This is a genomic window from Kouleothrix sp. (assembly GCF_046328425.1).
GTDB lineage: Bacteria > Chloroflexota > Chloroflexia > Chloroflexales > Roseiflexaceae > Kouleothrix.
Window position 1 is genome coordinate 85,271 of sequence record NZ_JAXLWP010000021.1, and the last position, 25,637, is coordinate 110,907.

Here is a 25,637-nt window from a genome sequence, read left to right on the forward strand (position 1 = left end):
CCCAACCTGAACTTGATTGTAACTATGCGATGCTACGATGCGGCCAGTTAGCCAACACGCATTTACCGCATTACAAAGCGGAAAAGAATAGGAGAACCCTTCATGGCCGAGCAAAAAACCGCCCAGCAATTCGCCCAAGAGCAGTATAAAGTCGTCGAGAATGCCGCCGGAAACGCCATGCGCGTATGGGCCGACTTGGCCACCACCACCACCGAGTATAGCTTCCAGGCCTTCGAGCAGGGGCTGCGCTACAACCAGGAGCTCGGCGCGCAGGCCGAGAAGATCGCCCAGGAGGCGCTGGCCAACTACCGCCAGTTTTACCAGGACGGCATGAAGACCTGGCAGGGCTACATGCAGGGCGTGAACGAGCTGGTCGCCCGCCTGAGCAAAAACTAAGAGCCTGTTTGAAGAAGAAGGAGTGCGAGGGGCGATGCCCCTCGCGCATCCCTTTCTGGCGGGCCGCGGCCACAAACTCAAGCAGCTTCCAAGGCTAGCCGCACGCGGCGCACAAGCCGCTCAGCACAGGCATGAATAGGTCTGGGGACGCAACCCGTTCCCAGACCTACTGCAATCTTGCACCATACTATCGAGATCACAAGACGCCGATGGAGAAAGGGTAAAGGCAATGACGCGTGACCAACAGACCGAGGCGCTGGCGGCGAGCTGGATGAGCGACTCACGGTGGCAGGGCATCGAGCGTGCATATACGGCCGAGGATGTGGTACGGCTGCGCGGGTCGATCCTGATCGAGCAGACGCTGGCGCGGCTCGGTGCCGAGCGGCTCTGGGCGCTGCTGAACACCGAAGATTACGTGGCCGCTCTGGGTGCGCTCACCGGCAACCAGGCCGTGCAGCAGGTCAAGGCCGGCCTCAAGGCGATCTACCTCAGCGGCTGGCAGGTCGCGGCCGACGCCAACCTGGCGGGCCAGATGTACCCCGACCAAAGCCTTTACCCGGCGAATAGCGTACCGAGCGTGGTGAAGCGGATCAACCAGGCGCTCCAGCGCGCCGACCAGATCCAGCACAGCGAGGGCAAGGGCGATACCTACTGGTTCGCGCCGATCGTGGCCGACGGCGAGGCGGGCTTCGGCGGGCCGCTGAATGTGTTCGAGCTGACCAAGGCGCTGATCGAGGCCGGCGCGGCCGGCGTGCACTTCGAAGATCAGCTGGCCTCGGAGAAGAAGTGCGGCCACATGGGCGGCAAGGTGCTGATCCCCTCGCAGCAGGCCGTGAAGAACCTCGCGGCCGCGCGGCTGGCCGCCGACGTGATGGGCGTGCCCACGGTGATCATCGCGCGCACCGACGCGAATGGCGCCAACCTGCTCACCAGCGACATCGACGACCGCGACAAGCCGTTCTGCACCGGCGAGCGCACCGTCGAGGGCTTCTACCGCGTGCGCGCCGGCCTCGACCAGGCGATCGCCCGCGGGCTGGCCTACGCGCCGGTTGCCGACTTGGTGTGGTGCGAAACCTCCGAGCCGAACCTGGCCGAGGCCCAGCGCTTCGCCGAGGCGATCCACAAGCAGTTCCCGGGCAAGCTGCTGGCCTACAACTGCTCGCCGTCGTTTAACTGGAAGAAGAAGCTCGACGATACCACCATCGCCAAGTTCCAGCGCGAGCTGGGCGCCATGGGCTACAAGTTCCAGTTCGTTACGCTGGCGGGCTTCCACGCGCTCAACTACAGCATGTTCGAGCTGGCGCGCGGCTACAAGGATCGCGGCATGGCGGCCTACTCCGAGCTCCAGCAGGCCGAGTTCGCCAGCGAGCAGTTTGGCTACACCGCGACCAAGCACCAGCGTGAAGTCGGCACTGGCTACTTCGACGAGGTGGCCCAGGTGATTGCCGGCGGCGCGGCCTCGACCACCGCGCTCACCGGCTCGACCGAGGAAGAGCAGTTCCACTAAGGCGCGGCTCACCCCCGAAGTTTCGGCGTGGCACGGTACGGGCGCGCTCTATCGCGCCCCTACGGCTTCGGGGCAATGAACCGGAAAGTAATAGAACCCTGCCTAAGCTGCTGAGCGCCAGGGAGGGCCGCGGCCGCGGCTGCCGCCCTCCCTGGCCTTGCCTACCGCCCATCCGACGAGCGACGACCGGCGACCGGCCACGTGTGTGCGGCGCTCGTGGTCGGCCGTCGGTCGTCGCTCGTCGCGCCGCCGAGGCTGCAAAAAATCGCGACATCGCGTATAATCACATGTAGCCTGGCGTACGCATATTCGCGAAAATATCATGCTACCACGTCTCTGGGGCTTGCCGTCGGCCACAACTAGCGCAATGGTGCAAAAGCTCCAGCACGAGCTCGAGCACATGCAAGATCGCTTCGGTGGGATCTTCAAGCTTATGCTGCACGGCGACCCACAGAGCGTGGCCAAAACTCCGGCCGACGAGGTCTATGGCGAGGGCAAGCTGCGGCTGCTGCGCTACCGCGCGCCAGCTGGCCGGCGCCTGCCCATCCCGCTGCTGATCGTCCCCTCGCTGATCAACCGCTACTACCTGCTCGACTTGGTGCCCGGCCGCAGTCTGATCGAGTACCTGGTGAGCCGCAACCTCGACGTGTTCGTGATCGACTGGGGCGCGCCCGGCCCCGAAGACCGCGGCACCACTTTTGATCACTACGTCACCGGCTACCTGCGCCGCGCGGCCCAGCGCGTGCGCGCGATCAGCGGCCAGGAGCGGCTGAGCATGCTCGGCTACAGCATGGGCGGCACACTCACGGCGATCTTCAGCGCGCTATACGGCCGCTATGTCGCCAACCTGGTGCAGGTGGCCGCGCCGATCGACTTCCATGACGACGGCATTCTCTCGCAGTGGACGCGCAAAGATCGCTTTAATGTCGACTTGGTGGTCGATACCCTGGGCGCGCTGCCGGTGTCGCTGATGCAGGCCAGCTTCCGCATGCTCAAGCCGACGTACCAGATCAGCCAGCAGATCGCGCTGGCCGAGCAGTTCGGCGACACCGACGCAGTGCAGGATTTCCTAGCCATGCAGCTGTGGCTCGACGACAATATTCCGTTCCTCGGCGAGGCCTACCGCACCTATATCAAAGAGTGCTACCAGGAAAACCACCTGGTGCAGGGCCGGCTGGTGGTGGGCGGCCGGCGCGTCGACCTTGGGCAGATCGAGGCGCCGCTGCTGACAGTGGTGGCCACCCGCGACATGATCTGCCCGCCCCAGTCGTCGAAGGTGCTGAACGAGCTGGTCGCCAGCCCCGATAAGGCCGTCTTCGAGTTCCCCGGCGGCCACACCAGCATTGTGGCCGGCCTCGACGCCCCGCAGCAGCTGTGGCCCCACCTGGCCGACTGGCTCGTCGCCCGGTCGAGCGAGGCCGAAGACGAGAGCTGATACCGCATCCGGCTGATCGCTTGCTTTCTGCTTGGAGTTCGGGAGTGGCGCTGCCGCCCCCGAATTTTCTTTTTGCGATGCCCTCCTTGCGGGGGTTCGGGGCGGCACTGCCGCCTCTGAAGTTTCTTATTGTCAGCACTTACGCGGTCGCCTGCGATACGGGCTTGTTCTGCCTGCGGCAGCAAGGCAAAAACGCGCACCGCGTAAGTCCTGTTATTGGGATGCCCTACCCGGCGAAGCCGGGCAGGGCACCACAAAAAGAAAGTGATAGGATGCATCTGGCCGCGCGTGCCTACGCCTCTTCCGCCTCGCCTGGCCACACCTGCGGCAGCGCCGCCGGGCGCTCGCAGCTGCTGGCCAGCTCGACATGCCGGCCCGCGCGCGAGGCATCGTGAAAGGCGTGCATCAGGTCGAGCACGTGGTAGGCCAGCGCACCGTTGGCGCGGTGCGGGCGGCCGCTCCGCAGCGCATAGGCCATGTCGGCCAGGCCCAGGCCGCGGCTGTTGGCGGTGTAGCCATGCGCGATCGGCTGCTCGCGCCACTCCTTGTCGGTGGCCAGCCGCAGCCGCACCGGCCCGCCAAACGTGTTAGGGTCGGGCAGGCTGAGCGTGCCGAGCGAGCCGTAGATCTCGATCCGCGGCACCTCGGCGGCCCATACGTCGAAGCTCGTCACCAGCGTCGCCACCGCGCCGGCCGCGAAATCGAGCACGCCGGCTACGTGCGTGGGCGTATTGACGGCGATCTTCGTGCCGTGCAGCGGCTGGCTGGTGATCGTCCGCTCGGCGAACGAGATCTGCACCGAGCCGGTGGCGCGCCGCACCGGGCCGAGCAGGCTGATCAGCGCGGTGAGGTAGTACGGGCCCATGTCGAACATCGGCCCGGCGCCGGGCTGGTAGAAGAAATCGGGGTTGGGGTGCCAGCCCTCAGGCCCGTGGCCGAGCATGAACGCGGTGGCGGCCACCGGCACGCCGATCGCGCCGGCGTCGATCAGCGCGCGGCATGTCTGCAGCCCGCCGCCGAGAAAGGTATCGGGGGCGCAGCCCACCCGCAGCCCCTTGCCCTCGGCCAGCGCCAGCATGCGCTCGGCGTCGGCGCGCTCGATCGCCAGCGGCTTCTCGTTGTACACCGATTTGCCGGCCTCGATCGCGGCCAGCGCCACCTCGGCGTGCGCGCCCGGCACCGTCAGGTTGAGCACTACCTCGATCGCCGGGTCGGCCAGCAGCTCGGCCACGCTGCAGGCTTTCGGCACGCCATACTTAGCCGCCTGGGCCTGCGCGCGCGCCAGGTCGATGTCGGCGCACGCCACGATGTTGAGAATATCGAACTTCTGCCCGGCCTCCAGGTAGATCCCGCTGATGTTGCCACAGCCGACGATCCCTACGTTCACTGGCTTGATTGGCATGATGCACCTTCTTGCTTGACTATCCACGATGGTGGCGCAGCCGCGCCCTGTTCTGCTTTTGTAGCCTTCAGCACATTTGAGCCGTGCGCAATTTTCCGCGCAGGCGCGCCAGGCCCGCTAGCGCGGCGCGCCTTCTTCGAGCCACGCCAGCTCTGCGGGCGTCAGCCGCAGGTCGCACGCGGCCGCGTTCTCACGGAACTCGGCGCCGGTCTGGCAGCCCACCAGCGCATACACCTCGAGCGGCTGGCTCAGCACATAGGCAAGCGCCACCTGCGCCGGCGTCAGGCCGCGCTGCGCCGCCAGCTCGGCCGCGCGGTCGAGCCGGGCAAAGTTGGCCTCGCTGCCGTACACCTCGGCGCAGAGCTTATCTAAATAGCTCTCGAACGTGCCCAGGTTATCGCGCCGGAAGCGCCCCGAGAAAAAGCCGCCGGCCAGGCTCGACCAGGTGAGCAGCGGCATGCCTGCGGCGGCGTGCCACTCGCGCGCGGCGCGCCCCTCGGCCCCGCTGACGCTCAGGCAGCCCTCCCACGGCGCGAACGCCTGCGTGGCCAGGCTCAGGTTCGGGCTGCTGGCCACGAATGGCGTCAGGCCATGCGCGGCGGCATACTCGTTCGCTGCCACCAGCCGCTCGGGCGCCCAGTTCGAGCCGCCGAATGCGTGGATGCGGCCGGCGCGCTGGTGCTCGTTCAGCGCCTCGACGATTGGCCCGACCGGCAGGCGCGGGTCGTCGCGGTGAAGCAGGTACAGGTCGATGTAGCTCGTGCCCAGGCGCTCGAGCGACTCGCCGATATCACTGGCGATATCGGCGGGCGTGACGCGCTGGCGCCCCTGCATGGGGTGCGCGCCCTTGCCAATGATCACCACCTGCTCGCGCACGCCGCGCGCGCCAATCCAGGCGCCTAGCGCGCGCTCGACATCGCCCTGGCCGTAGGTGTGCGCGGTATCGAAGGTGGTGCCGCCCTGCGCAAACACGGCGTCGAGCAAGTCGAAGCTGCGCTCGCGCTCGCTCGTGCGCAGCATGATCGTGCCCTGCACGACCCGCGCCACCGGCTTGGAAACCCCAGGAATTGTGCCATAGTTCATGAGCTGCTTTCTCCACTGAGCGGAATGGGCGTAAGCATACTACAAGTTTGGTTTCTCGCAACCGCCTGCCGCAGCGCGCGATTTTCGCGGTAGTATATGCTGCGGCTTTCAGCCGGGCGCGCCGCCGCCACCGCACCAGAGGAGGAACCATGGCCTTCTTCGACCTGTCGCTCGACCAGCTTCGCACCTACCTGCCGCCGCGCGACGAGCCAGCCGACTTCGACGCATTCTGGCGCGACACGCTGGCCGAAACCGAGCGCTGGCCGCTCGACGCGCGCTTCGAGCCGTTCGAGTGTGGGCTGCGCACCGTCGAGGTGTTCGACGTGACGTTCAACGGCTATGGCGGCCAGCCGATCAAAGGCTGGTTCCTGCTGCCGCGCCAGCGCGAGGGCGCGCTGCCCTGCGTGGTCGAGTACATCGGCTATGGCGGCGGGCGCGGCTTCCCGACCGACTGGCTGGTGTGGAGCGGGGCGGGCTACGCGCACCTGATCATGGATACGCGCGGCCAGGGCAGCGCCTGGCTCAAGGGCGACACGCCCGACCCCGAGGTCGACGGCGGCAACCCGCAGCATCCCGGCTTCATGACGCGCGGCATCCTGAAGCCTAGCACCTACTACTACCGCCGGGTGTTCGCCGACGCGGCGCGGGCTGTGGCGGCGGCACGCGCGCACCCGGCCGTCGACGCCGCGCGCGTCGCCGTGTGCGGCGGCAGCCAGGGCGGCGGCATCGCGCTGGCGGTGAGCGGCCTGGTGCCCGACGTACAGGCAGCTATGCCCGACGTGCCGTTTCTGTGCCACTACCGCCGCGCCACCGAGATCACCGACGGCTACCCCTACCAGGAGATCGCGCGCTACCTCATGATCCAGCGCGACAAAGACGCGCAGGTGTTTGGCACGCTGGCCTACTTCGACGGCCTGAACTTTGCGGCGCGCGCGCGCGCCAACGCGCTGTTTTCGGTGGGCCTGATGGACGAGATCTGCCCGCCGTCGACGGTGTTCGCGGCCTATAACCACTACGCCGGGCCGAAAGATATCACGATCTGGCGCTACAACCACCACGAGGGCGGCGGCACCTACCAGAAGCAGGCCCAGATCAGCTTTCTGCGCACGCTCTGGGGCTGAGACGCAAGGCCGGGAGGCAAAGAGACGCCGAATTCGGCCGCCCGCCTCTGCGTCTCCCTGCCTCCCCGGCACGCCCGCCCGAAGCCTGGTACAATACGAGCTTGGCTAGCAGAGAGCCAGGGCTCGTGCAGCGTCTTTCGACCCCTCCTCCTACCCCCTCCCCTGACAGGGGAGGGGAAATACATCTGCTTTGTGGTGCGGCCGCGGCGCGACCGCACCACAAAGCCAAGCAAGTCTCCCTGCCTCCCCGGCACGCCCGCCCGAAGCCTGGTACAATACGAGCTTGGCTAGCAGAGAGCCCGGCGCGGTTGACCTCGGCGCGGCCAATCGCCTATAATACAGGCTCAATACGCCCAGGTGTAGTTGGGGGTCTCACGCTGTATACCGAGACGCTGAAACACGAACACGCGGCGATAGCGCTGGAGCGCTGGCTCGATACGCGCAGCGGCTCGGAGCGCGCCACGCTGGCGCGCCTGTGGGCACTGCCCGAAAGCGTGGCGCAGTCGGGCGCGGCGCTGGCCCAAGCTATGTGCGATCCTGCGGCGCTCGGCCGCGTGCTTGCGGCGCTGCGCCCGCGCGAGCGCGCTGCGCTGACACTGGTGCAGCAGCATGGCGGCAGCATCGCCGCGCCGATACTCGAGCGCGAGTTTGGCGCGGTGCGCGCGCTCGCCAGCTACCCCAACCCGCGGGCCTACTTGCTGGCGCTCGAGCAGCCACTCGCGCCCACCGAGCGCCTGTGGGCGCTGGGCCTGCTGCTCACCCCGCCCGACCGCCCGGCGCGCGTCTACAGCATCCCAGCCGAGCTGCAGGCGCTGCTGCCGCCCGCGCCAGCGCGCCAGCACCAGCTCGGCCTCTCGCCGATTGAACCGCCCGCCTCACAGGCTATAGCCAGCCCGGCCCAGCTCGAAAGCGCGCTGCTGCGGCTGCTGGCGCTGGCGCAGGATGGCGGCCTGGCCGGCACCGCCGAGGCCCCCGGCCGCGCCGCGCTGAAGCAGATCGCCGCGCAGCTTCCCGCCGGCGCCAGCCCGCACTACCCGCGCTGGCTGTATGCCAGCGCGCTTGGCGCCAGCCTGCTCAAGCTCGGCGTCGACGACACGCCGCGCCCGGCCCGCGCCGCGATCGAGTGGCTGCGCGCACCGGCGATCGAGCGCACGCGCCGGCTGCTCGAGGCTTGGATCGAATCGCCATGGGACGAGCTGGCCGAGCTGGCCGGCGTGACGGTGCAGCGCCCGATGCTGCGCGACCTGCCGGCCGCGCGCCGTGCCGCGCTCGCGCTGCTAGGCCAGGCCGCGGCCGGCCAGTGGTACGCCCTCGACGAGCTTGTCGCCCAGGTGCGCCAGGTCGAGCCCGACTTCGCGCGGCCCGACGGGCGCTACGACACCTGGGGGCTGCTGGGGCGCGCGCGCCAGCCGCTCGACGGCTTTGTGCACTGGGAGCGCGTCGAGGGCCAGCAGCTGCGCGCGATCGTGGCCGGCCCGCTGCACTGGCTGGGCCTGGCGAGCCTGGCGTTTGCCGAGGCGCGCGCGCTGGCCTTCTGCCTCACGCCGGCAGGCGCCGCGCTGCTGAGTGGCGCCGAGCCGCCGCCCGAGCCGCCGCCCGAGCCGCTGCTCGTGCAGGCCAACTTCGAGGTGCTCGCGCCGCCCTACGCCACGCTCTACGCGCGCTTTCAGCTCGGGCGCTTCGCCGAGCGCGGCAGCGCACAGCCCGCCGAAACCTATCGCCTGACCCGCCAGAGTATCCATAGGGCATTGCAACGCGGTATACTGGTTGATGATCTGCTCCGCTTCCTGCGCGAGCACAGCGCCACCGACGTACCATCGAATGTTTCTGCCACGTTGCGCGAGTGGGCCGGCCAGTATGGCCGCGTGAGCCTGCGCCACGGCACCTTGCTCGAGGCCGACGACGCGCTGCTGCTCGAGCAGATCCGCCGCGACCGGCGCGTGCGCCTGCCGCGTGTCGAGCAGCTGGGCGAGCGCGCCTGGCTGCTGCGCCCGGCCGATGCTCCCGCACTGGCCGAGCGGCTGAGCAAAGCCGGCTACGGCGTCGCTAACCAGGCCGAGCCAGCCGGTGCGCCGCTGCGCGAGCACGATCTGACCGTCGCCATGGCCGCGCTCGAATTCTACGCCCAGGCCTGCGCCGCGCTCGCGCTCGAACACGACGCCAGCGCCGCACTGCGTAAGCGCGTGGCCCGGCTGCTGAGCGAAAAGCAGCTCAACCGCGCCCACCAGGCGAGCCGCGAGGCACTGCAACGGCTACGCGAGCACCTGAGGTTACCGAACGAGAACGTGCAGATCGAAGAGCCAGGCTAACATCTTTTGTTCTTCAACCTGCCCTGGGCAGCTGAGGCGTATGAGAGAGCGAGTATACCGAACCGAAGCGGTGATCATCCGGCGCAGCGATTTCGGCGAGGCCGACCGGCTGGTGACGCTGATCACGCCCGCCGGAAAGCGCCGGGTTGTCGCCAAGGGCGCCCGTAAAACCACCAGCCGCCTGGCCGGGCATATCGAGCTGTTCACCCACGCCACCATGCTGCTGGCGGTCGGCCGCACCTTCGACATCATCACCCAGAGCGCGATCGTGCACAGCTTCGACGCGCTGCGCGCCGACCTCGAGCGCATCGGCGCGGCCTACTATGCCGCCGAGCTGATCGACCGGCTGATCGAGGAAGACGACGAGAACCGCCCGGCTTTCGACCTGCTGGTGGCCACGCTCGGCGCGCTCGACAGCACCCGCGCGATCGACCTGGTGCTGCGCCACTACGAGCTGCGGCTACTCGGCTTCCTGGGCTACCGGCCACAGCTGTACCACTGCGCCAACTGCCAGGAAACGCTTACCGAAGAGGCCGGCCGCTTCAGCGCGCTGGCGGGCGGCGTGCTCTGCCCGCGCTGCGCCCCGCACGAGCGCTCGGCGCTCGCCATGAGCCTGAGCACCTTCAAGCTGCTGCGCTTCCTGCAAGCCCAGCCGCTCGACGCGGTCGAGCGCCTGAATATTTCGCCGGCCACGCGCGCCGAAGCCGAGCAGCTGCTGCGCGCCTACATCCGGCGCATCCTCGAGCGCGATCTGAAATCGGCGGCATTTCTCGCGGAGATCCGGCACACCTGAGCGCGGCGTGAGCCGAACACACAAGCACAGCGTTGCAAAAGCGCAAGGAGCAGACCATGGCGTACATCGACGAACTATTGGCGCGCGACGAAAAAGTGCTCTACGATGGCCGCCAGCATACGTTTGTGCTGGTCGGCAATATTATCACCGAGACGGTGCTGATCGGCGTGCTGATCGCGGCCGGTGTCACCGCCAGCACCGCGTTCGCCAACCGCATTGCGCTGGGCCTGCCGGTGGGCCAGCTCATCCTCGCCGGCTGCGGCCTGATCAGCCTGTTCGTGCTGATCAGCGCGTTTTTCGATTACCTGCGCTGGAACAACGAGCAGTATATCGTCACCGATCAGCGCGTGATTCAGATCCGCGGCGTGCTGAACAAAGATGTGATCGACTCGTCGCTCGATAAGATCAACGATGTTGAGCTGCGCCAGAGCTGGCTCGGCCGGATCTTCGACTACGGCACGATCGAGATCCTCACGGCCTCGGATGTCGGCATCAACGAGATGCGCCAGATCGCGCATCCGCTTGATTTCAAGCGCGCCATGCTCGAGGCCAAGCACAACTTCGCGCGCGGCTTCGGCTACCTCGACCCTGCCGCCGTCACGGCCTACACGCAGCCCGCCGCAGGCTCGGGCGATCTGCAGCAGACGCTCCAGAAGCTCGCCGACCTGCGCGACCAGGGGCTGCTCTCGGTCGATGAGTTCGAGGCCAAAAAGCGCGAGCTGCTCAACCGCATTTGAGCTGCTCACGCCCGGCCGGCTCCTGAGCTGTTGCTTGTTTAGAATAGGACAACGCAGTTGGCGTGCTCTGCCTTCGGCAGAGCGGTCCCCTCCTTTTGGACGTGTCCATTGTCCGCACTGCGCGCGGACAATGGACACACGATGATCGACAAGCACCGTGCTGCCGCAGGCACCATGCACGTCTTCAGGAAGCCGAACAGCGCAACTGCGTAGGTTCAATAGAATTGGAGCACTCCATGGAAGATCTGTTCAGCCAGATCGAAACCGCCCGCGCGGCGATCGCCGGCCGCACCAGCATCACACCGCGCGTCGGCATGATCCTCGGCTCGGGCCTGGGCGGCCTCGCCGACGAGATCGAAAACGCCACGGTCATCCCCTACGCCGAGATCCCCGGCTTCCCGCGCTCGACGGTGCACGGCCACCGTGGCGAGCTGGCGATCGGGCAGCTCGCCGGCCAGCCGGTGATGGTGCTGCGCGGGCGCTTCCATTTCTACGAAGGCTACAGCATGCAGCAGGTGACCTTCCCGGTGCGGGTCATGAAGGCGCTTGGCTGCGAGACGCTGATCGTCACCAATGCCGCCGGCGGCCTGCGCGCCGACTGGGCCGTGGGCGATTTGATGCAGATCGCCGATCAGATCTTTTTCCCCGGCATGGCCGGCCATCACCCGCTCGTCGGCCCCAACGATGATCGGCTCGGCCTGCGCTTCCCGGCCATGGTCGACGCCTTCGACACTGAGCTGGCCGCCCTGGCGCATACCGTCGCCCGCGAGCAGGGCACCACGCTGCACGCCGGCTGCTACTTTATGCTCACCGGGCCGACATTCGAGAGCGCCGGCGAGCTGCGCTTCTGCCGCACCTTTGCCGATGCGGTCGGGATGTCGACCGCGCCCGAGGTGGTGGTGGCGCGCCACGGCGGCATGCGCGTGCTGGGCATCTCGCTGATCACCAATATCGCCCTGCCCGATGGCCCGCCCGCCAACCATATCGAGGTGCTCGAGGCTGGCGAGGCGGCCAAGCCCAAGTTCGCCGCGCTGCTGAAAGGTATTCTGGCGGGAATGTAGGCCCGATCGCCAGGTAGCGCACGCCAGGCTGCCCGGCCTGGTTCTTGCATCTGCGACAGCTGTGGCGCCGGGCTGCCGCTGGCGCAGATGAACAACAGCAGGTGCTTGTATGAAGCTGAACGACTCGCTTCACGTTCTCCCCGTGCCGATCATCCGCGATGGCCAGACAACATTCCTCAACCTCAGCCTGATCCTCGACAGCACGCACGGCCCAACGCTGGTCGATACCGGCCTGCCAGGGCAATTCGCGGCAATCGCCGGCCTGCTAGCCGAGGCTGGCGTGGCGGTCGAGGAGCTGAAGCGGATCATTCTGACGCACCAGGATATCGACCACGTCGGGTCGCTGCACGAGCTGGCGCGGGCCAGCGGGGCGCGCGTGCTGGCGCACGCGGTCGAGGCGCCGTTCATCGACGGCACGCAGCCGCCGCGCTTCGCGCGGCCCGAGGCGCTAGCGCAAAACCCGCAGCTGCGCGCCGCCGCCGAGCGCTTCCAGCCAACGCCGGTAGACGAGCGGCTGGAAGATGGCGCGACGCTCGGCCTGGCCGGCGGAGTGCGGGTAATCTTCACGCCCGGGCATACGCCGGGGCACATTTGCCTTTACCACGAGGCGAGCCAGTCGATCATCGCCGGCGACGCGCTGACCGCCAGTTCGGGGCAGCTGCACGGGCCAAACCCGGCCGCCACCCCCGACATGCCCACAGCCGGCCAGTCGGTCGCCAAACTTGCCGCGCTCGGCGTGCAAACGATCGTCTGCTATCACGGCGGGGTGGTGAACAGCGGCGCGCAGGCGCAGCTGCGCCAGGTGGCCGGCGAACTGGCCGGGGAGAGCGCGGGTGCCTAGCCGGCGCCAGGCTGCGCCAGCAGCGACTTGAGCACACTCAAGTCGCCGGCAGAGTTCGGAGTAGCGCGCCGCGAGCATCTGCGGCGCAGCGAGCTACCAGCCCCAGGTGCCCGGCGCGCCCTTGAACGGCCCGACAATATCGCTGGTGATCCAGCCGCCGTAGAAGTCGCCGGGCTGCGCCGTGACGCGCTCGCCGTCGACGTAGCAGGCGTCCATGCGGCCAGGGTACACCGCGATGTAGCCGGCCATGGCGGCGTACGGCGGCGCCGGGCGCGGGTAGTACCAGGCCGCGCCAGGCGCGCTGCGCTCGCCGACGCTGATGGTATAGTACGCCGCCTCGCCCTTGAACTCGCAGAAGGTTGTGCCCGTCACCGGGGAGAAAAACTCCATGCGCGCGTCGGCGGGCGGGATGTAGTACACCGGCGGGTGGCTGGTCTCGAGCACGCGCTTGGCGCGGCGGGTGTCGGCAATCAGCACGCCGTTGAACAGCACCTGGATGTGCTTGGAAGAGTCTTCCAGCCGCGGCGGGCGCGGGTACGACCAGACCGATTCCTGGCCGGGGCCAGGCGCGGGTATATGTTTTGGGGGCATTGCTGCGCTCCGTCACGCTAGGCTGTGGCACGCCGCTGCCGTTTGCGGCGCTACTCCGGTACGAGCATGAGCCGTGCCACGGTCGCATCTTCGACGCGCGTGCGGCTCCAGGGCATTGGGTGGTACTGCATCTTCAGGTAGGGCTGCACCAGGTCGGCGTAGTGGCGGCTGCCGGGCTGCCCCGATTGCCCGCTCGGCAGAATGCTCTGGCTCGCGTCCCAGTGGCCTACATCGCAGATCTGGCGGTACGACGGCGCCGTGTAGGACGGCTGCGCGGCGTAATGGCGCGGCGCGAAGCCCATCCGCACGGTGTCGGCATCGCCGCCAATCGCGAACGGGCCACGGTTAAACAGCCGCGCCAGCGCCGGCACCGCGCTCAGCGGGTGGCGCAGCGTCAGCGTGTGCAGCCGGCCGTAGCGCCATTCGCTCACCTGCTCGCCCAGCTCGGCGCGTAGATCGGCCAGCGTCGCGTCCCACGCATCGCTCAGCAGGTCGTCGCCGCTACGCCCGGCCGGCAGCCAGGCGTCGTCGCGCGCGGCCAGGCGCGCCAGCAAGAGCGGCAGCGCCCGCCACAGGTATGTCTCGCCCAGCAGGCCCGCGAAGGCGCCCAGCCCTGCCGTACGAGCTAGCGGGCCGGCGACCTCGGCATAGGACTGCGCCAGCAGGTGCTCGCGCAGCCGCGCGTAGATCGCGCCAGCCAGGCTGTCGGCGGTCAGCTCGCCATCCCAGCCCGCAAGCGCGTCGCGCGCGGCGCGCGCCAGCGGCGTCTCGGCGGGCAGGCGCCCGGCCAGCGCCGCCAGCTCGAGCCCCGGCAAGCTGCGCTGGTCGCCCTGGATGCGCCCAAACGAGCGCGCGTCGTGGCGCTCGGTCTGCTCGATCAGCTGCGTGATCCGCGCGGCGCGGTAGCCCGGCAAATACTCCGAGGGCATTGGGTAGGGGTAGTCGTCGCCAATGATCCGGTTATTCGCCGTCACCACGAAGCCCTCGGCCGGGTCGAGCGCGCGCGGCAGCTCATCGGCAGGGATCAGCCCGGTCCACTCGTGCTCGCCGGTCCAGCCCGGCGATGGCAGGCGCCCGTCGCCCTGGGCGCGCAGCGGCATATGGCCGGCGAAGGCGTAGCCGAAGTGCCCGGCCACGTCGGCATACACGAAGTTCAGGGTTGGCGATGTCCAGCGCGCTAGCGCGGCGCGGAACTCGGCCCAGTCGCGCGCGCGGTTGAGCATCAGCGCGGCGTCGAGCGTCTGGCCCGGCTCGAGCGCGGTCCAGCGCAGCGCCAGCTGCTCGTTGGCGGCCGGCTGCCCATCGGCAGGAGCGCCGCCGCTCGCCGAAGGCGGCTGGCTGCCGTCGGCGGGCATGAGCGCCGAGATAATCGGCCCGTGCCGGGTGATGCGCACCTCTTCGACATGCGGCGCGGCGCGGCCCTTCACCACGATCTCCTCGCGCACAATCTCGGCCGCCAGCCACTCGCCGCGGAACTGGTAGCGCGCCGGGTCAGCCGGGTCGAAGCGCTCGACGAACAGATCCTGCACGTCGTTTTCGCCGTTGGTGATGCCCCAGGCGATGCGCTCGTTGTGGCCGATCACCACGCCGGGCGTGCCCGGCAGGCTCACGCCGGTCACGTGGTAGTCGCCGCCGCTCAGGTGGTTCTCGTACCACACCGAGGGCATCTGGAGCATCAGGTGCGGGTCGTTGGCCAGCAGCGGCTTGCCGCTGGCCGAGCGCGCGCCGCCCACCACCCAGGCGTTGCTGCCTTGGCCCAGCTCGCCGCTGCCGATAAAGCGGCTGGTCGCGCCGGCGACACGCAGCGCGCCGGCGGCCAGGTCGCGCGAGTAGCGCATGCCGCGCGGCAGCGTCAGCGGATGCCCGGCCAGGTACTCCGGCTCGAGCGCGGCGGCGCGCTCGGGGCCAACCGCCGCCACCAGCTGGGCGCGCAGCGCCTCGGTGATCCAGCCGCGCGCGAGGTTCTGGGCCATCATCTTGCCCCACACCACCACGTCGATCGGCTGCCACAGCTCGGGCCGCGCGCGCAGGATCGTGAACTCAATCGGCAGGCGCTTGCGGTTCTGCTCGATATACGCGTTGACTCCAGCCACGTAGGCCTCGACCTGCTGGCGCGCCTCGTCGCCAAGCGTGCCGATCTCGCGGCGCGCCACGCGGGCAAAGCCCATCACCCGCACGAAGCGGTCGGTGTCGAGCGCTATCTCGCCGAACAGCTCGGCCAGCCGCCCGTGGCCGGTGCGGCGCTGCAGCTCCATCTGCCACAGGCGATCCTGGGCATGCACATAGCCCTGGGCCATAAACAGATCGCGCGCGCTGGCAGCGTAGATATGCGGCACGCCCCAGCGGTCGCGCAGCACCTGCACTGGCTCGGCCAGCCCTGGCAGCTTCAGCCGGCCAGAGACGCGCGGCAGCGGCCGGCGCACCGCCGTCGCGGCCAGCCCGGCCAGGCTCGCCAGCCCCGCCAACGCCAGGCCAGCGGCCGCGCCTATCTTGCGAACCGAAGGCATAGTCACCCTCTATAAGCACGGACGTACAAGCTTCTGCGCCCCGATGTCGGCGCGAAGGCGAAAACGCCGAGCGCCTGAGCCGCACTATTGATCGGGCGGCAGCGACGTCGCAATATCGTACACCAGCACCTGTACGTCGAGGCCATCTTCGGTAAGCAGGCGCAAGGTCTGTTCCTGGGTGGCGGTCTTGATCGCGTCCTCGTGGTCGGCAGGCGCGTACACGCGAATAGTGGCCTCTTCGGCCGACCGGCGCTTGACGCGAATCACCGCGCCAGAGCTCGCAGCCTGAATACGCTCTTTGAGGTCGGCAATCGCATCGTCAATCGTCATTGCTCAGCTCCTCATGTTATTTCATATCAACGTACGGCGCTTGGGGGCGCAGGCTCAGCCGCTCGGGTGTGCGCCGCCACGAGCAGCCAGCGCCCGGCGGATCCGCGCGACAAACTCGCTCAGAACCACCGCCGTAGCGCCCCAGACTTTATACCCCTCGATCGCGAAAAACGGCACCATCACGTCCAGGCCGCGCAGGTTCCACTGCTCCGTCACCACCAGCGCCGGGTCAAGCAGCTCGCGCACAGTCACGCTCAACACCGAGCTGACCTCCTGGTCGTTCGGGCGTAGCACCGGCGGCTGCTCGGCAAAGCCAACCACCGGGGTGATCTGAAAATTGCTTGGCTGGATGTAGAATGATGAAAGCGTGCCCCACACGCGCACAGCGCGCGGGTCGACGCCAAGCTCCTCGTAGCATTCGCGCAGCGCTGCGTCTTCAGGGCCGGCATCGCCCGGGTCGATCGCGCCACCCGGCAGCGAGACCTCGCCACGGTGGCTTGGCAACCGGTCGCTGCGCACCGTCAGCGGCAGCCGCAGATCGGCGCCGTCGGGGTAGAGCAGCAGCAGCACTGCCCCCAGGCGCGGCTGGAGGCCCGGCGGCGGGTCGAAGCGACGAACAAGCTGGCCGGCGCTGTCGCGCACCAGCAGGAGATCCTCGTGCGGCACGGGCGCCCCCGGCCGTAAGGCCGCCTCGATCAGCGGCGCCCACTCGAACCATGCAGTACCATTCGCCGGCACTCCGATTTGCTCCCGCTAGCAGCGCGCCGCCCGCGCCTTCATTACTGTAGAACATAGCACAGACCGGCGCGCCGTGCAAGCGGCTACGCCGGTCTGTCGTAGATCTGCTGCGCTATTGCCGCAGCTACTGGCGCGCCAGCGGCTGCGAGGTCGGCGTCACATTAGGCACGGTGCACGTGAGCTTGCGCAGCACCTGCACCGAGCCGCGCACGCGCACTTCCACCGGGTACTGGCCGGGGCGCTCGCGCTCGATCATCAGCGTGAGCGCGAACGAGCCGTCGGCCTCGGCGCTACCACCGGCCACCGCGCGCTGGTTGAAGAACAGCAGCAGCGGCGCGTGCGCCGGCCCACTGCCGCTGATCGGCACCGGGATGCCGGGCGGGCAGGTTATTGCGTCGCTCGGCGTCGGCGTGGCGGTTGGCGGGATCTCGGTCGCATCGCCATTCTGCTCGAACGGTGTGAGCGCGATAGTAGCCCGCGGCGTACTGGTGGCGCTGGCGCCGCTGTTCGCGGGCGTGCGCGTAGGCGTGGCCGCGCCGGCGCGCGCGGTAGTGGTTGGCGTAACCGAGCCGGCGCGCGTGGTCGTCGTCGGCGTTTTCGGCGATGGGTACGGGTAGGCCGCGTCGGTAGGCGTGGCTGTGGCGGCGTCGGTCGCCGCCTCGGCCGTAGTAGTCAGGTCGTCGCGAAAGTCGAGGCAGTCCAGCGAGGCATCCTCCTCGTCGTCGGGGCAAGGCGTCCAGGTGGGCGTCGAGCCTTGCGCGCGCGTAACCGCGCCAGTACTCGCTCCAGCTCCCGCCAGCAGCACCACAATCACAATGACGCCGGCAAGCAAAATGCTGAGAGGGCTGTGGATCGATTGCCGGGACATCCTAGCTCCTTTAAGCTGGCAAGATGGCTTTCGGCCGCTCGGCGCACCCCATCCCCGCATCCTGCCCGTAGGCGCGCGGGCGGCAGGCCGCCCAGCGCGATTTCAGGCTAGACTATACCACATCCGTCAAGGCGCGGCCTGACGAAACCATGACAACCGGCTCACAATATCGCGTCTATTTGGGCAGCGCCGCCTCGATCTGCTGCTGAAATACCGCGAACGGCTGCGCGCCGGTGAGCCGCGTGCCGGCCACGTCGAACACCGGGCGGAACTGCACACCCGCGCGCTTGCTGGCGTTATAATCGTCCTGCACGAATTGCAGGTGCGTATGGTCGCGCATGCAGCTCTCGAATGTGCCGGTGTCGAGCCCAAGCTGCTTGGCGAACCCGGCCAGCGTCGCGTCGAGGTCGCTTGCGCCATACACCGCGTTCTGCTGTGCGTAGAGCGTATCGTGCATTGGCCAGAACGCGCCCTGATCGGCGGCGCACTCCGAGGCTTCGGCCGTACGCACCGAGCCATCGCCGAGCTGCAGCAGGTGCCGGTAGACGAGCTTGACTTTGCCGGTGGCGATATAATTCTTGATGATCTGCGGTTCGGTTTCCACAACGTGGAAAGCGCACGCCGTTCAGAGGAAGTCGGAGTACATCGTCAGCGTCACCGGGGCGTCGGCCTTGCCACGCACGTGGTAGCCTTCGGGTGTCAGGCCCTCGGGCACGCCGGCGGGCGTGGCCACCTGGCCGGCAGTAGGGGCGGGCGCGGCGGTTGCTTTGGCGCGCAGCGGCGTGGGCGCTGCTGCCTGCGGCGCCGAGGCGCTGCCACATGCGGCAAGCAGCGCCAGCAGCGCGAACAGCCACAGGCGCGCCGCGATCGAGCGGAGCATACGGTTTCCTTTCAACAAGCTACAACCGGCCTTTACGAGCTACGCGGCTGCCTGCGCCACGTAAGCCCTAATAGTATAACGGAGCTTCCTGCAATGCTGGATGCCTTTGCTGTCTCGCTCGTCTGCACGGTGCGCGACGAGGCCGATAATATCGCAGAGCTGCTCGACTCGATGCTGGCGCAGACGCGCCCGCCCGACGAGATTGTAGTAAACGACTGCGACAGCCGCGACGAGACGCCGGCGATTGTTGAGCGCTATATCGCGGCCGGCCACGCCATCCGGCTGGTGCGTGGCGGCCACAACATCCCCTCGGGCCGCAACAACGCCATCCGCCACGCCCGCGGCGCGATCATCGCCTGCACCGACGCGGGCCTGACGCTCGACCGCGAGTGGCTGGCGCGGATCGTCGCCCCGATCGAGCGCGGCGAGGCCGATGTGGTCGGTGGCTTCTTCCGGCCCGCGCCGCGCAGCTTGTTCGAGCTGGCGCTGGCGGCCACCAACTACCGCGACGCAGCCGAGACCGACCCGGCGACGTTCATGCCGTTCGGCCAGTCGGTGGCGTTTCGCAAGGCTGCCTGGGAGCGCGCCGGCGGCTACCCCGAGTGGGCCAGCCACTGCGAAGATATTCTGTTCGACCTGGCGCTACGCGGCCAGGCAGCGCGCTTCGCGTTCGCGCCCGAGGCGCTGGTGCGCTTTCGCCCGCGCGAGTCGCTGGCGGCGTTTGCCCGGCAGTATTTCCTCTACGCGCGCGGCGACGGCGTGGCCGGGCTGTGGCCGCGCCGTCACGCGCTGCGCTACGGCACGTATGCCGGCGCGGCCGTGCTGCTGCTGGCCGCGCGGCGGCGGCCAACCCTGGCGGCGCTGCTGCTGCCGGGCGCGCTGGCCTACACGCGCGCGCCACTGCGCCGGCTGCTGCGCCGCGCGCCCGCGCTCAGCGGGGGTGAGGTAGCCCGCGCCGCAGCGCTCATCCCGGTGATTCGGCTCGTCGGGGATCTGGCGAAAATGAGCGGCTACCCGGTGGGCGTGTGGCGGCGCTGGCGCGACCGCGCCCTCGGCCGGCGCGTCGCCGAATTCTGGCGCGCCAATGCGCAAGCGCGCTGAGCCAGGCGAGTGATGCAGCGGCCTCACTCGGCCGGCTCAGGGCTCCGCGATGCGCCCAATCGGCGAAAGGCCGGCGCTCACGCGCGCGCCGACCGGGGGCAGCTGCTGGATCAGCTCGTAGGGCAGCAGCAGGTCGGCGCGCGCGCCAAAGCGCGCCACACCGAGGCGCTCGCCGGCGCGCACGCGCTGGTTCAGCGCCACCTGCGGGGTGATCCGGCGCGCCAGCGGCCCGCCGATGATCTGCACCATGATCGGGCCCCACTCGCTCTTGATGCCAATATACTGGCGCTCGTTCTGATCGGCGGCGCGCAGATCCCAGATCGGCCGGTTCTCGCCGTGCACGTGCTCCAGGTACGCGATCGTGCCGGCGAGCGGGCTGCGGTGCACCGGCACGTCGAACGGCGAGGCGGCGATCGCGATCCGCACCGCGTCGGTGTGCAAAAAGCGATGCTCGTAGAGCTCTTCCACGCCGATGACGCTGCCGTCGGCTGGCGCGAACACCTGCCGGGCCTCGGCCGGTGTGGTGCGCTCGGGGTCGCGGTACAGCAGCGCTGCTACGGCCGTCAGCGCCAGCGGCCAGGCGGCCAGGCGCGGCTTCAGCCCGAGCAGCAGCCCCGTCAGGCCCAGCCCAAACCCGAGAACCGGGGTAGCCTCCGAGTCGAACCCTGGCAGTTTGGCTTTACGCACGGAAGAAGGGGTGTGCTGAGGCATGCGTTTTCTTCTGGTTGTTCTCGCGAAGCTGGCGGTCGTGAGAATAGGCTGGCAGATCAAGAGCGGGCGTGCGAGGCTCACGCCTGCACCGTCGATTCTAGCACGCGCCGAGGCAAAAATCAACCAAGCCCCGATCCGCGCGATCCCCTGGTATAATGCCGCTGAGCGAGGGTACATAGAGGAATATATGCGTCAACTCATGTGTGTATGCGTGCTGCTGGGCCTGCTGTTTGGAAATACGCCACCGGCGCGGGCTCAGGCGCGCACGGCGGCATTTAGCAGCGCGCCGTGTATGGTCAATGTAGCCCAGTATGGCGCGGCCGAAGGCCGCGATGTCGAGTGCGGCTACGTCAGGGTGCCCGAGCTGCACCAGAACCCCACCGGCCCGACCATCCAGCTGGCGGTGATGATCATCCGCAGCACCAGCGCCGATCGGCAGCCCGACCCGATCGTGATGCTTCAGGGCGGCCCCGGCGGGTCGACGATCGATACCTACGCCCAGATCGTGCTCACCACCGCGCAAAGCCTGCACGCCAACCGCGATGTCGTGCTGTTCGACCAGCGCGGCACGCTGTACTCGAAACCCACGCTGGCCTGCACCGAAGAGCACGATCTGCTCGACCGCACGCTTGAGCAGCGCCTGAGCCGCACCGAAAGCAACCAGCTGACCCTCGAGATGCTCACCGCCTGCCGCGACCGCCTGCGCAACAGCGGCGTGAACCTGGCGGCCTACAACAGCATCGAGAATGCCGCCGACGTCGACGACCTGCGCGTGGCGCTCGGCTACGATCAGATCAACCTGTACGGTGTATCGTATGGCACGCTGCTGGCCCAGCACGTCATGCGCGAGCACCCGCAGGGCCTGCGCAGCGTCGTGATCGACGCCGTGGTGCCGACCAGCATTAATTTCGTGCCCGACGTAGCGCGCTCGGCCAACCGCGCCTTTGGCGAGCTGTTCGCAGCCTGCGCGGCCGAACCGGCCTGCAACAGCAGCTACCCGAACCTCGAGCAGATGCTTAGCCAGCAGATCGAGCGCCTGAACCAGACACCCGCGCGCGTGCCGCTGACCGACCCCGACACGCACAAGACCTACAGCTCGGTATTCGACGGTGATACGCTCGAGGGCGCGCTGTTCCAGATGATCTACGCCACCGAGCTGGTGCCTATGCTGCCGGCGGCGATCGACGCCGCACGCCGCGACGATTTCACGTTCTTCTCGAAGCTCATGCCGCTGTTTGTGTTCGATCGCACCGTGAGCACCGGGATGTACTACTCGGTGCTCTGCGCCGAGGATGCCGATTACCGTGTCGAAGATATCAAGACCGACGATCTGCGGCCGATCTTCGCCAAAGACGCGCGCACCGACGCAGCTTTTGCCCAGCAGGTGTGCGGCAGCTGGGGCGTGCGCGACCTGGGGCCTTCGGTTGATGCGCCTGTGAACAGCGCAATTCCCACGCTGGTCCTTTCAGGCCGCTTCGACCCGATCACTCCGCCGGCATATGCCGCGGCCGCCGCGAGCACGCTGCCGCACAGCTACAGCTTTACTTTTCCAAACACCGGCCACGGCGCGCTAAACTCCGCCGATTGCGCCCGCACGATCGCCGATGCGTTCTGGCGCGACCCCACGCGTGCCCCCGATGCAAACTGCATCGCCACGCTCGGCCCGCCGGCTTTTGTGACCAGCGCGAACACAGTTATGACGCCAGCTGCAGCCAGCGTGCTCGATTGGCTGAACGGCCGCAACCTGCAGTGGCCGATTGTGCTGGGCGTCGCGCTGGTGGTGCTGCTGTCGCTCTTTCTGATCTGGCCGCTCATATGGCTGATCCGGCTGATCGCGGGCCGGCGGCCTGCGCCCCGGCCAGGGCTGGCGCGCCTCGCCAGTACCGCGCTGGCGCTGGTGGCGCTGCTCGGGCTAGTGTTGGTGATCGGGCTGGCGATGGCGCTGTTTGCGGGCGGCCTCGACGGCCTGGTGAGGCTGTACCTGGGCTTCCCGCGCGCGGCGCTGCCGGCACTGGCGCTAGCGCCGCTGATCGGCGCGCTGACGCTGGTGGTGCTGGCAGGGGCTGTGCTGGCCTGGCAGCGCCGCTACTGGTCCGCTGGTGAGCGCGTCTACTACACGCTGCTGGCGCTCGCGGCGCTGGCATTCAGCATCGCGCTGGGGGCGAGCGGGCTGCTGACGGCGCTCGTAGCATGATGGCGAAACCGTTTGATCGCTTTCGCTTTGCAATGCTTTGCCGGATTCGCAGGGCATTGAAATGCGAGCTTTCGGGGGCGGCGAAGCTGCCCCCGAAAGCTTGCATAAAGCAAGTGATCGGCCGGATGTAGTATTCGGAGCAGGCAGGCTAGTCGAGCAAGCCGGGCAGCAGATGGATCACAACGCGCCCGCCGGCAGTGTCCAGCTCGCGCACGACATCGTGGATCATCGGGATGAGGCCATCGGATTGGCCGGGGCGCTTGACCACCAGCACATCGTTCGCACCGGTCTCGAGCACCTCGCCGACCGTGCCGATCTCGTCGCCGGCTTCGGTCAGCACTTTCAGGCCATACAGCTGGTGGATGAAGTACTCGCCCTCGGCGAGCGGCGCGGCCTGCGACTCGAGGATCGCCACCTCTTGGCCGCGCAGATCCTCGGCCTGCTCGCGCGTCGTCACGCCGCCGAGCGTCAGCACCAGCAGACCCGGCTTATGCTCGAGCAGGCGCTTGAGCTGGTAAGCCTGCAGCTTCGGGCCAAGGTAGAGCGTGCCAATGCGCCGGCGCAGGTGGTCGACCTGGTCGGTGATCGCTTTCATCTTCACCTGGCCGCGCACGCCAAACGCCGCGACGATCTGGCCAACCAGGATGGTGTTGTCGGGTGTGGGGGTTTGTTCGGTCATAGCAGATTTACACTGTGCGCTTCGCAAAGCGTATAGTGTAAACGACACACTTCGGCAGAGCGGTATTTCTGTTGCATCTAAGGGCTTACGCAGTTGGCGTGCTCAGCCTTCTGGACGTGTGCGGCTTTTCCGCGCACAGCGCAGAAAAACCGCACACACGATGATCAAGTTGGCGCACAACGCCAATACCCAATCACCGAGCTGTCGCAGGCAGGGCGTAAAGCCTTTTACTCGATATCGACGTGCACGCGCTTGTTCTGGCGCGCCGCCGCGACGCTCATGAGATCGCGGATCGACTTGGCCACCCGCCCGCTGCGCCCGATCACCTTGCCCGTCTCGTCCGGCGCCACCGTCAGCTCGTAGGTGACGGTATAGCGCCCGACGCGCTCGCGGATCTGCACAGCCTCGGGGTTATCGACCAAGTTGCGGGCCATGTACTCCAGCAGTGCTTTCATAGAACCTCGATAATGAGCGCCCGGTCGCGGGGATCGAGCGGCGCTAGCCCTCGGCAGGAGCCTCGGCCACAACCTTGCCGGCGGCGTCGAGCACATTAACCTGCTTCAGCAGACGCACCACCGTATCCGATGGCTGCGCACCAACGCCAAGCCAGTAGCGCACGCGTTCGTTCTTCACCACCAGCTCTTTCGGCTGGCGCACCGGGTTGTAGTGGCCGACGATCTCGATAAACTTGCCGTCGCGCGGCGAGCGCTTGTCGGTGACTACCAGGCGATAGCTAGGCTGCTTGGTTTTACCAGTGCGCCGGAGACGAATGACTACCATATTGTGTGTTTGCCTCCCTAATTGCTTGTAGCTTGCAGAGCGATCTGCAATTGCCGTGTACAGACATTACCGCATTCTTCGCATCAGCTCGCGCGGGTCGATGCCCTTGCCGCCGCCGCCGATTTTCTTCATCATGCGCTGCATCTGCTTGAACTGGCTGACCAGCGCGGTGACATCCTGCAGCTGCGTGCCGCTGCCTTTGGCGATGCGCTCTTTGCGGCGGCCTTTGATCAGATCGGGGTTGCGGCGCTCTTGCTTGGTCATCGAGAAGATGATCGCCTCGATCTTCTTCATGTCCTTCTCGCTGACAAGCTCTTCGTCGCGCGCGAGCTGGCTCATGCCCGGGATCATCGCCAGGATCTGCTGGAGCGGCCCAAGCTTGCGCATCTGCTGCATGGCGCCCAAGAAATCTTCGAAGTCGAAGGAGCCCTTGACGAGCTTCTTCTGCATCTTCTTGGCTTGCTCTTCGTCGTACACCTGCTCGGCGCGCTCGATCAGCGAGAGCACGTCGCCCATTCCTAGGATGCGCGAGGCCAGACGCTCGGGGTAGAACGGCTCGAGCGTATTGGCATCGATCTTCTCGCCGGTGCCGAGAAACTTGATCGGCACGCCGGTGACGGCGCGCACCGACAGGGCCGCGCCGCCGCGCGCGTCGCCGTCGACTTTCGTCATCACCACGCCGCTGAGCGCCACGCGCCGGTTGAACTCCTCGGCGACCTTCACCGCCTCCTGGCCGATCATGGCGTCGACCACCAGCAGCTTCTCGGCCGGGTTCACCGCCGCGACAATATCCTCAAGCTCTTCCATCAGGCGGTCGTCGATCTGCAGGCGGCCGGCGGTGTCGACGATCACATAGTTCAGGCCCTCGGCCCGCGCGCGCTGGAGCGCGTTGCGCGCGATCTCGGGCGGCCGCGCCTGCGTGCCCTCGGAGTGCACCGGGATGTTCAGCTGCTTGCCGAGCGACTCGAGCTGGGTGATCGCGGCCGGGCGGTACACGTCGGCGGCCACCAGCAGCGGGCGCTTGCCCTTTTTGCGCAGAAACAACGCCAGCTTGGCCGAGAGCGTCGTCTTGCCCGAGCCCTGCAGGCCGACCATCATCAGCACCGTTGGGCCGGGCTTAGCCTCGATCAGCGGCACATTCGCGCTGCCCAGCAGTGTGATCAGCTCCTGGTGGACGATCTTGACCACCTGCTGCGCTGGCGTGAGGCTCTTGGTGACCTCTTCGCCGATCGCCTGCTCGGTGACTTTGGCGACAAAATCCTTGACAACTTTGAAGTTGACGTCGGCTTCGAGCAGCGCCAGGCGCACCTGTTTCATGCCCTCGCGGACATCGTCTTCGGTGAGCTTGCCCTTGCCACCCAATTTCTGAAAGACCGTCTGTAAGCGGTCGGAAAGGCTTTCGAACATAGCAATCGTTTACTGCTAGACACAAAAAAGCGGCGAAACGCGCGCTTGAACCTGCTTATTGTAGCGGCAAATTGGGGCTGCGTCAAATGGCATGGCCGCGCGGCGCGCGTGCTACAATACCCGGCAGGCGCAGGAGCGCCGGTGAGCCGCAGGGCGGCCACGAATG

24 protein-coding genes are annotated in these 25,637 nt (G+C 67.7%); 11 read left to right on the forward strand and 13 right to left on the reverse strand.

The annotated features are described in order from the left end of the window. The first annotated feature begins 102 nt into the window (after window positions 1–102). The 3 genes from U0177_RS19275 to U0177_RS19285 all read left to right on the forward strand — a co-directional run bounded on the left by U0177_RS19275 (window position 103) and on the right by U0177_RS19285 (window position 3,338). Entirely contained in the window at window positions 103–396 is a 294-nt protein-coding gene (locus U0177_RS19275) for a hypothetical protein (RefSeq protein WP_409572291.1), read from the forward strand. Window positions 397–625: 229 nt separating this feature from the next. Continuing rightward, window positions 626–1,903: an isocitrate lyase gene (aceA, locus tag U0177_RS19280; protein WP_409572292.1), complete on the forward strand. Its 1,278-nt coding sequence runs from the start codon at window positions 626–628 to the stop codon at window positions 1,901–1,903. Between the two features lie 322 nt (window positions 1,904–2,225). After that, window positions 2,226–3,338, forward strand: a complete 1,113-nt coding sequence (locus tag U0177_RS19285; protein ID WP_409572293.1) for a PHA/PHB synthase family protein — start codon at window positions 2,226–2,228, stop codon at window positions 3,336–3,338. A gap of 292 nt (window positions 3,339–3,630) precedes the next feature. On the opposite strand, the gene U0177_RS19290 is transcribed toward U0177_RS19285, so the two are convergent. Continuing rightward, window positions 3,631–4,740, reverse strand: coding sequence for a Gfo/Idh/MocA family protein (locus tag U0177_RS19290; RefSeq protein ID WP_409572294.1), 1,110 nt, complete (start codon window positions 4,738–4,740; stop codon window positions 3,631–3,633). 117 nt (window positions 4,741–4,857) lie between these two features. Continuing rightward, window positions 4,858–5,823, reverse strand: coding sequence for an aldo/keto reductase (locus tag U0177_RS19295; RefSeq protein ID WP_409572295.1), 966 nt, complete (start codon window positions 5,821–5,823; stop codon window positions 4,858–4,860). 149 nt (window positions 5,824–5,972) lie between these two features. Between U0177_RS19295 and U0177_RS19300 the strand changes: the two genes are divergently transcribed. From U0177_RS19300 to U0177_RS19325, 6 genes are all read left to right on the forward strand, one after another. Beyond that, a complete protein-coding gene (locus U0177_RS19300; protein WP_409572296.1) occupies window positions 5,973–6,944 on the forward strand; it encodes an acetylxylan esterase in 972 nt (323 codons plus the stop codon). A 308-nt stretch (window positions 6,945–7,252) separates the two neighbouring features. After that, window positions 7,253–9,253, forward strand: coding sequence for a helicase-associated domain-containing protein (locus U0177_RS19305; protein ID WP_409572297.1), 2,001 nt, complete (start codon window positions 7,253–7,255; stop codon window positions 9,251–9,253). A 40-nt stretch (window positions 9,254–9,293) separates the two neighbouring features. Continuing rightward, on the forward strand, window positions 9,294–10,046 hold the full coding sequence (gene recO, locus U0177_RS19310) for a DNA repair protein RecO (protein WP_409572298.1): 753 nt from the start codon (window positions 9,294–9,296) through the stop codon (window positions 10,044–10,046). Window positions 10,047–10,102: 56 nt separating this feature from the next. Further along, window positions 10,103–10,783, forward strand: coding sequence for a PH domain-containing protein (locus U0177_RS19315; protein WP_409572299.1), 681 nt, complete (start codon window positions 10,103–10,105; stop codon window positions 10,781–10,783). A 236-nt stretch (window positions 10,784–11,019) separates the two neighbouring features. Beyond that, entirely contained in the window at window positions 11,020–11,844 is an 825-nt protein-coding gene (locus tag U0177_RS19320) for a purine-nucleoside phosphorylase (protein ID WP_409572300.1), read from the forward strand. Window positions 11,845–11,953: 109 nt separating this feature from the next. Further along, the gene (locus U0177_RS19325; RefSeq protein WP_409572301.1) at window positions 11,954–12,685 is read left to right on the forward strand and encodes an MBL fold metallo-hydrolase; all 732 of its coding nucleotides are present in this window, start codon (window positions 11,954–11,956) and stop codon (window positions 12,683–12,685) included. A 93-nt stretch (window positions 12,686–12,778) separates the two neighbouring features. On the opposite strand, the gene U0177_RS19330 is transcribed toward U0177_RS19325, so the two are convergent. From U0177_RS19330 to U0177_RS19355, 6 genes are all read right to left on the reverse strand, one after another. Next, a complete protein-coding gene (locus U0177_RS19330; RefSeq protein ID WP_409572302.1) occupies window positions 12,779–13,276 on the reverse strand; it encodes a DUF427 domain-containing protein in 498 nt (165 codons plus the stop codon). 50 nt (window positions 13,277–13,326) lie between these two features. Then, window positions 13,327–15,783 carry a penicillin acylase family protein gene (locus tag U0177_RS19335; RefSeq protein ID WP_409572303.1) on the reverse strand — a complete coding sequence of 819 codons (2,457 nt, stop codon included), beginning with the start codon at window positions 15,781–15,783 and terminating at the stop codon, window positions 13,327–13,329. A gap of 84 nt (window positions 15,784–15,867) precedes the next feature. Next, complete coding sequence (locus U0177_RS19340) at window positions 15,868–16,113, reverse strand: hypothetical protein (protein ID WP_409572304.1); 246 nt, start codon at window positions 16,111–16,113, stop codon at window positions 15,868–15,870. A gap of 54 nt (window positions 16,114–16,167) precedes the next feature. Next, window positions 16,168–16,851, reverse strand: a complete 684-nt coding sequence (locus tag U0177_RS19345) for an NUDIX hydrolase (protein WP_409572305.1) — start codon at window positions 16,849–16,851, stop codon at window positions 16,168–16,170. A gap of 124 nt (window positions 16,852–16,975) precedes the next feature. After that, window positions 16,976–17,719: a hypothetical protein gene (locus U0177_RS19350; RefSeq protein ID WP_409572306.1), complete on the reverse strand. Its 744-nt coding sequence runs from the start codon at window positions 17,717–17,719 to the stop codon at window positions 16,976–16,978. A 175-nt stretch (window positions 17,720–17,894) separates the two neighbouring features. Then, a complete protein-coding gene (locus tag U0177_RS19355; RefSeq protein ID WP_409572307.1) occupies window positions 17,895–18,599 on the reverse strand; it encodes an Rcas_1661 family thioredoxin-like (seleno)lipoprotein in 705 nt (234 codons plus the stop codon). A 93-nt stretch (window positions 18,600–18,692) separates the two neighbouring features. Between U0177_RS19355 and U0177_RS19360 the strand changes: the two genes are divergently transcribed. Further along, complete coding sequence (locus tag U0177_RS19360; protein ID WP_409572308.1) at window positions 18,693–19,700, forward strand: glycosyltransferase; 1,008 nt, start codon at window positions 18,693–18,695, stop codon at window positions 19,698–19,700. Between the two features lie 36 nt (window positions 19,701–19,736). Here U0177_RS19360 and U0177_RS19365 read toward each other — a convergent pair whose 3' ends face one another. After that, on the reverse strand, window positions 19,737–20,411 hold the full coding sequence (locus U0177_RS19365) for a phosphatidylserine decarboxylase (protein ID WP_409572309.1): 675 nt from the start codon (window positions 20,409–20,411) through the stop codon (window positions 19,737–19,739). 187 nt (window positions 20,412–20,598) lie between these two features. Between U0177_RS19365 and U0177_RS19370 the strand changes: the two genes are divergently transcribed. Continuing rightward, on the forward strand, window positions 20,599–22,605 hold the full coding sequence (locus U0177_RS19370; protein ID WP_409572310.1) for an alpha/beta hydrolase: 2,007 nt from the start codon (window positions 20,599–20,601) through the stop codon (window positions 22,603–22,605). Between the two features lie 148 nt (window positions 22,606–22,753). Here U0177_RS19370 and rimM read toward each other — a convergent pair whose 3' ends face one another. The 4 genes from rimM to ffh all read right to left on the reverse strand — a co-directional run bounded on the left by rimM (window position 22,754) and on the right by ffh (window position 25,471). Next, complete coding sequence (rimM, locus tag U0177_RS19375) at window positions 22,754–23,284, reverse strand: ribosome maturation factor RimM (protein WP_409572311.1); 531 nt, start codon at window positions 23,282–23,284, stop codon at window positions 22,754–22,756. A gap of 227 nt (window positions 23,285–23,511) precedes the next feature. After that, window positions 23,512–23,739, reverse strand: a complete 228-nt coding sequence (locus U0177_RS19380; protein WP_409572312.1) for a KH domain-containing protein — start codon at window positions 23,737–23,739, stop codon at window positions 23,512–23,514. 43 nt (window positions 23,740–23,782) lie between these two features. After that, window positions 23,783–24,064: a 30S ribosomal protein S16 gene (gene rpsP / locus U0177_RS19385; protein WP_409572313.1), complete on the reverse strand. Its 282-nt coding sequence runs from the start codon at window positions 24,062–24,064 to the stop codon at window positions 23,783–23,785. A gap of 66 nt (window positions 24,065–24,130) precedes the next feature. Next, window positions 24,131–25,471, reverse strand: coding sequence for a signal recognition particle protein (gene ffh, locus U0177_RS19390; protein WP_409572314.1), 1,341 nt, complete (start codon window positions 25,469–25,471; stop codon window positions 24,131–24,133). Window positions 25,472–25,637: the final 166 nt, after the last annotated feature.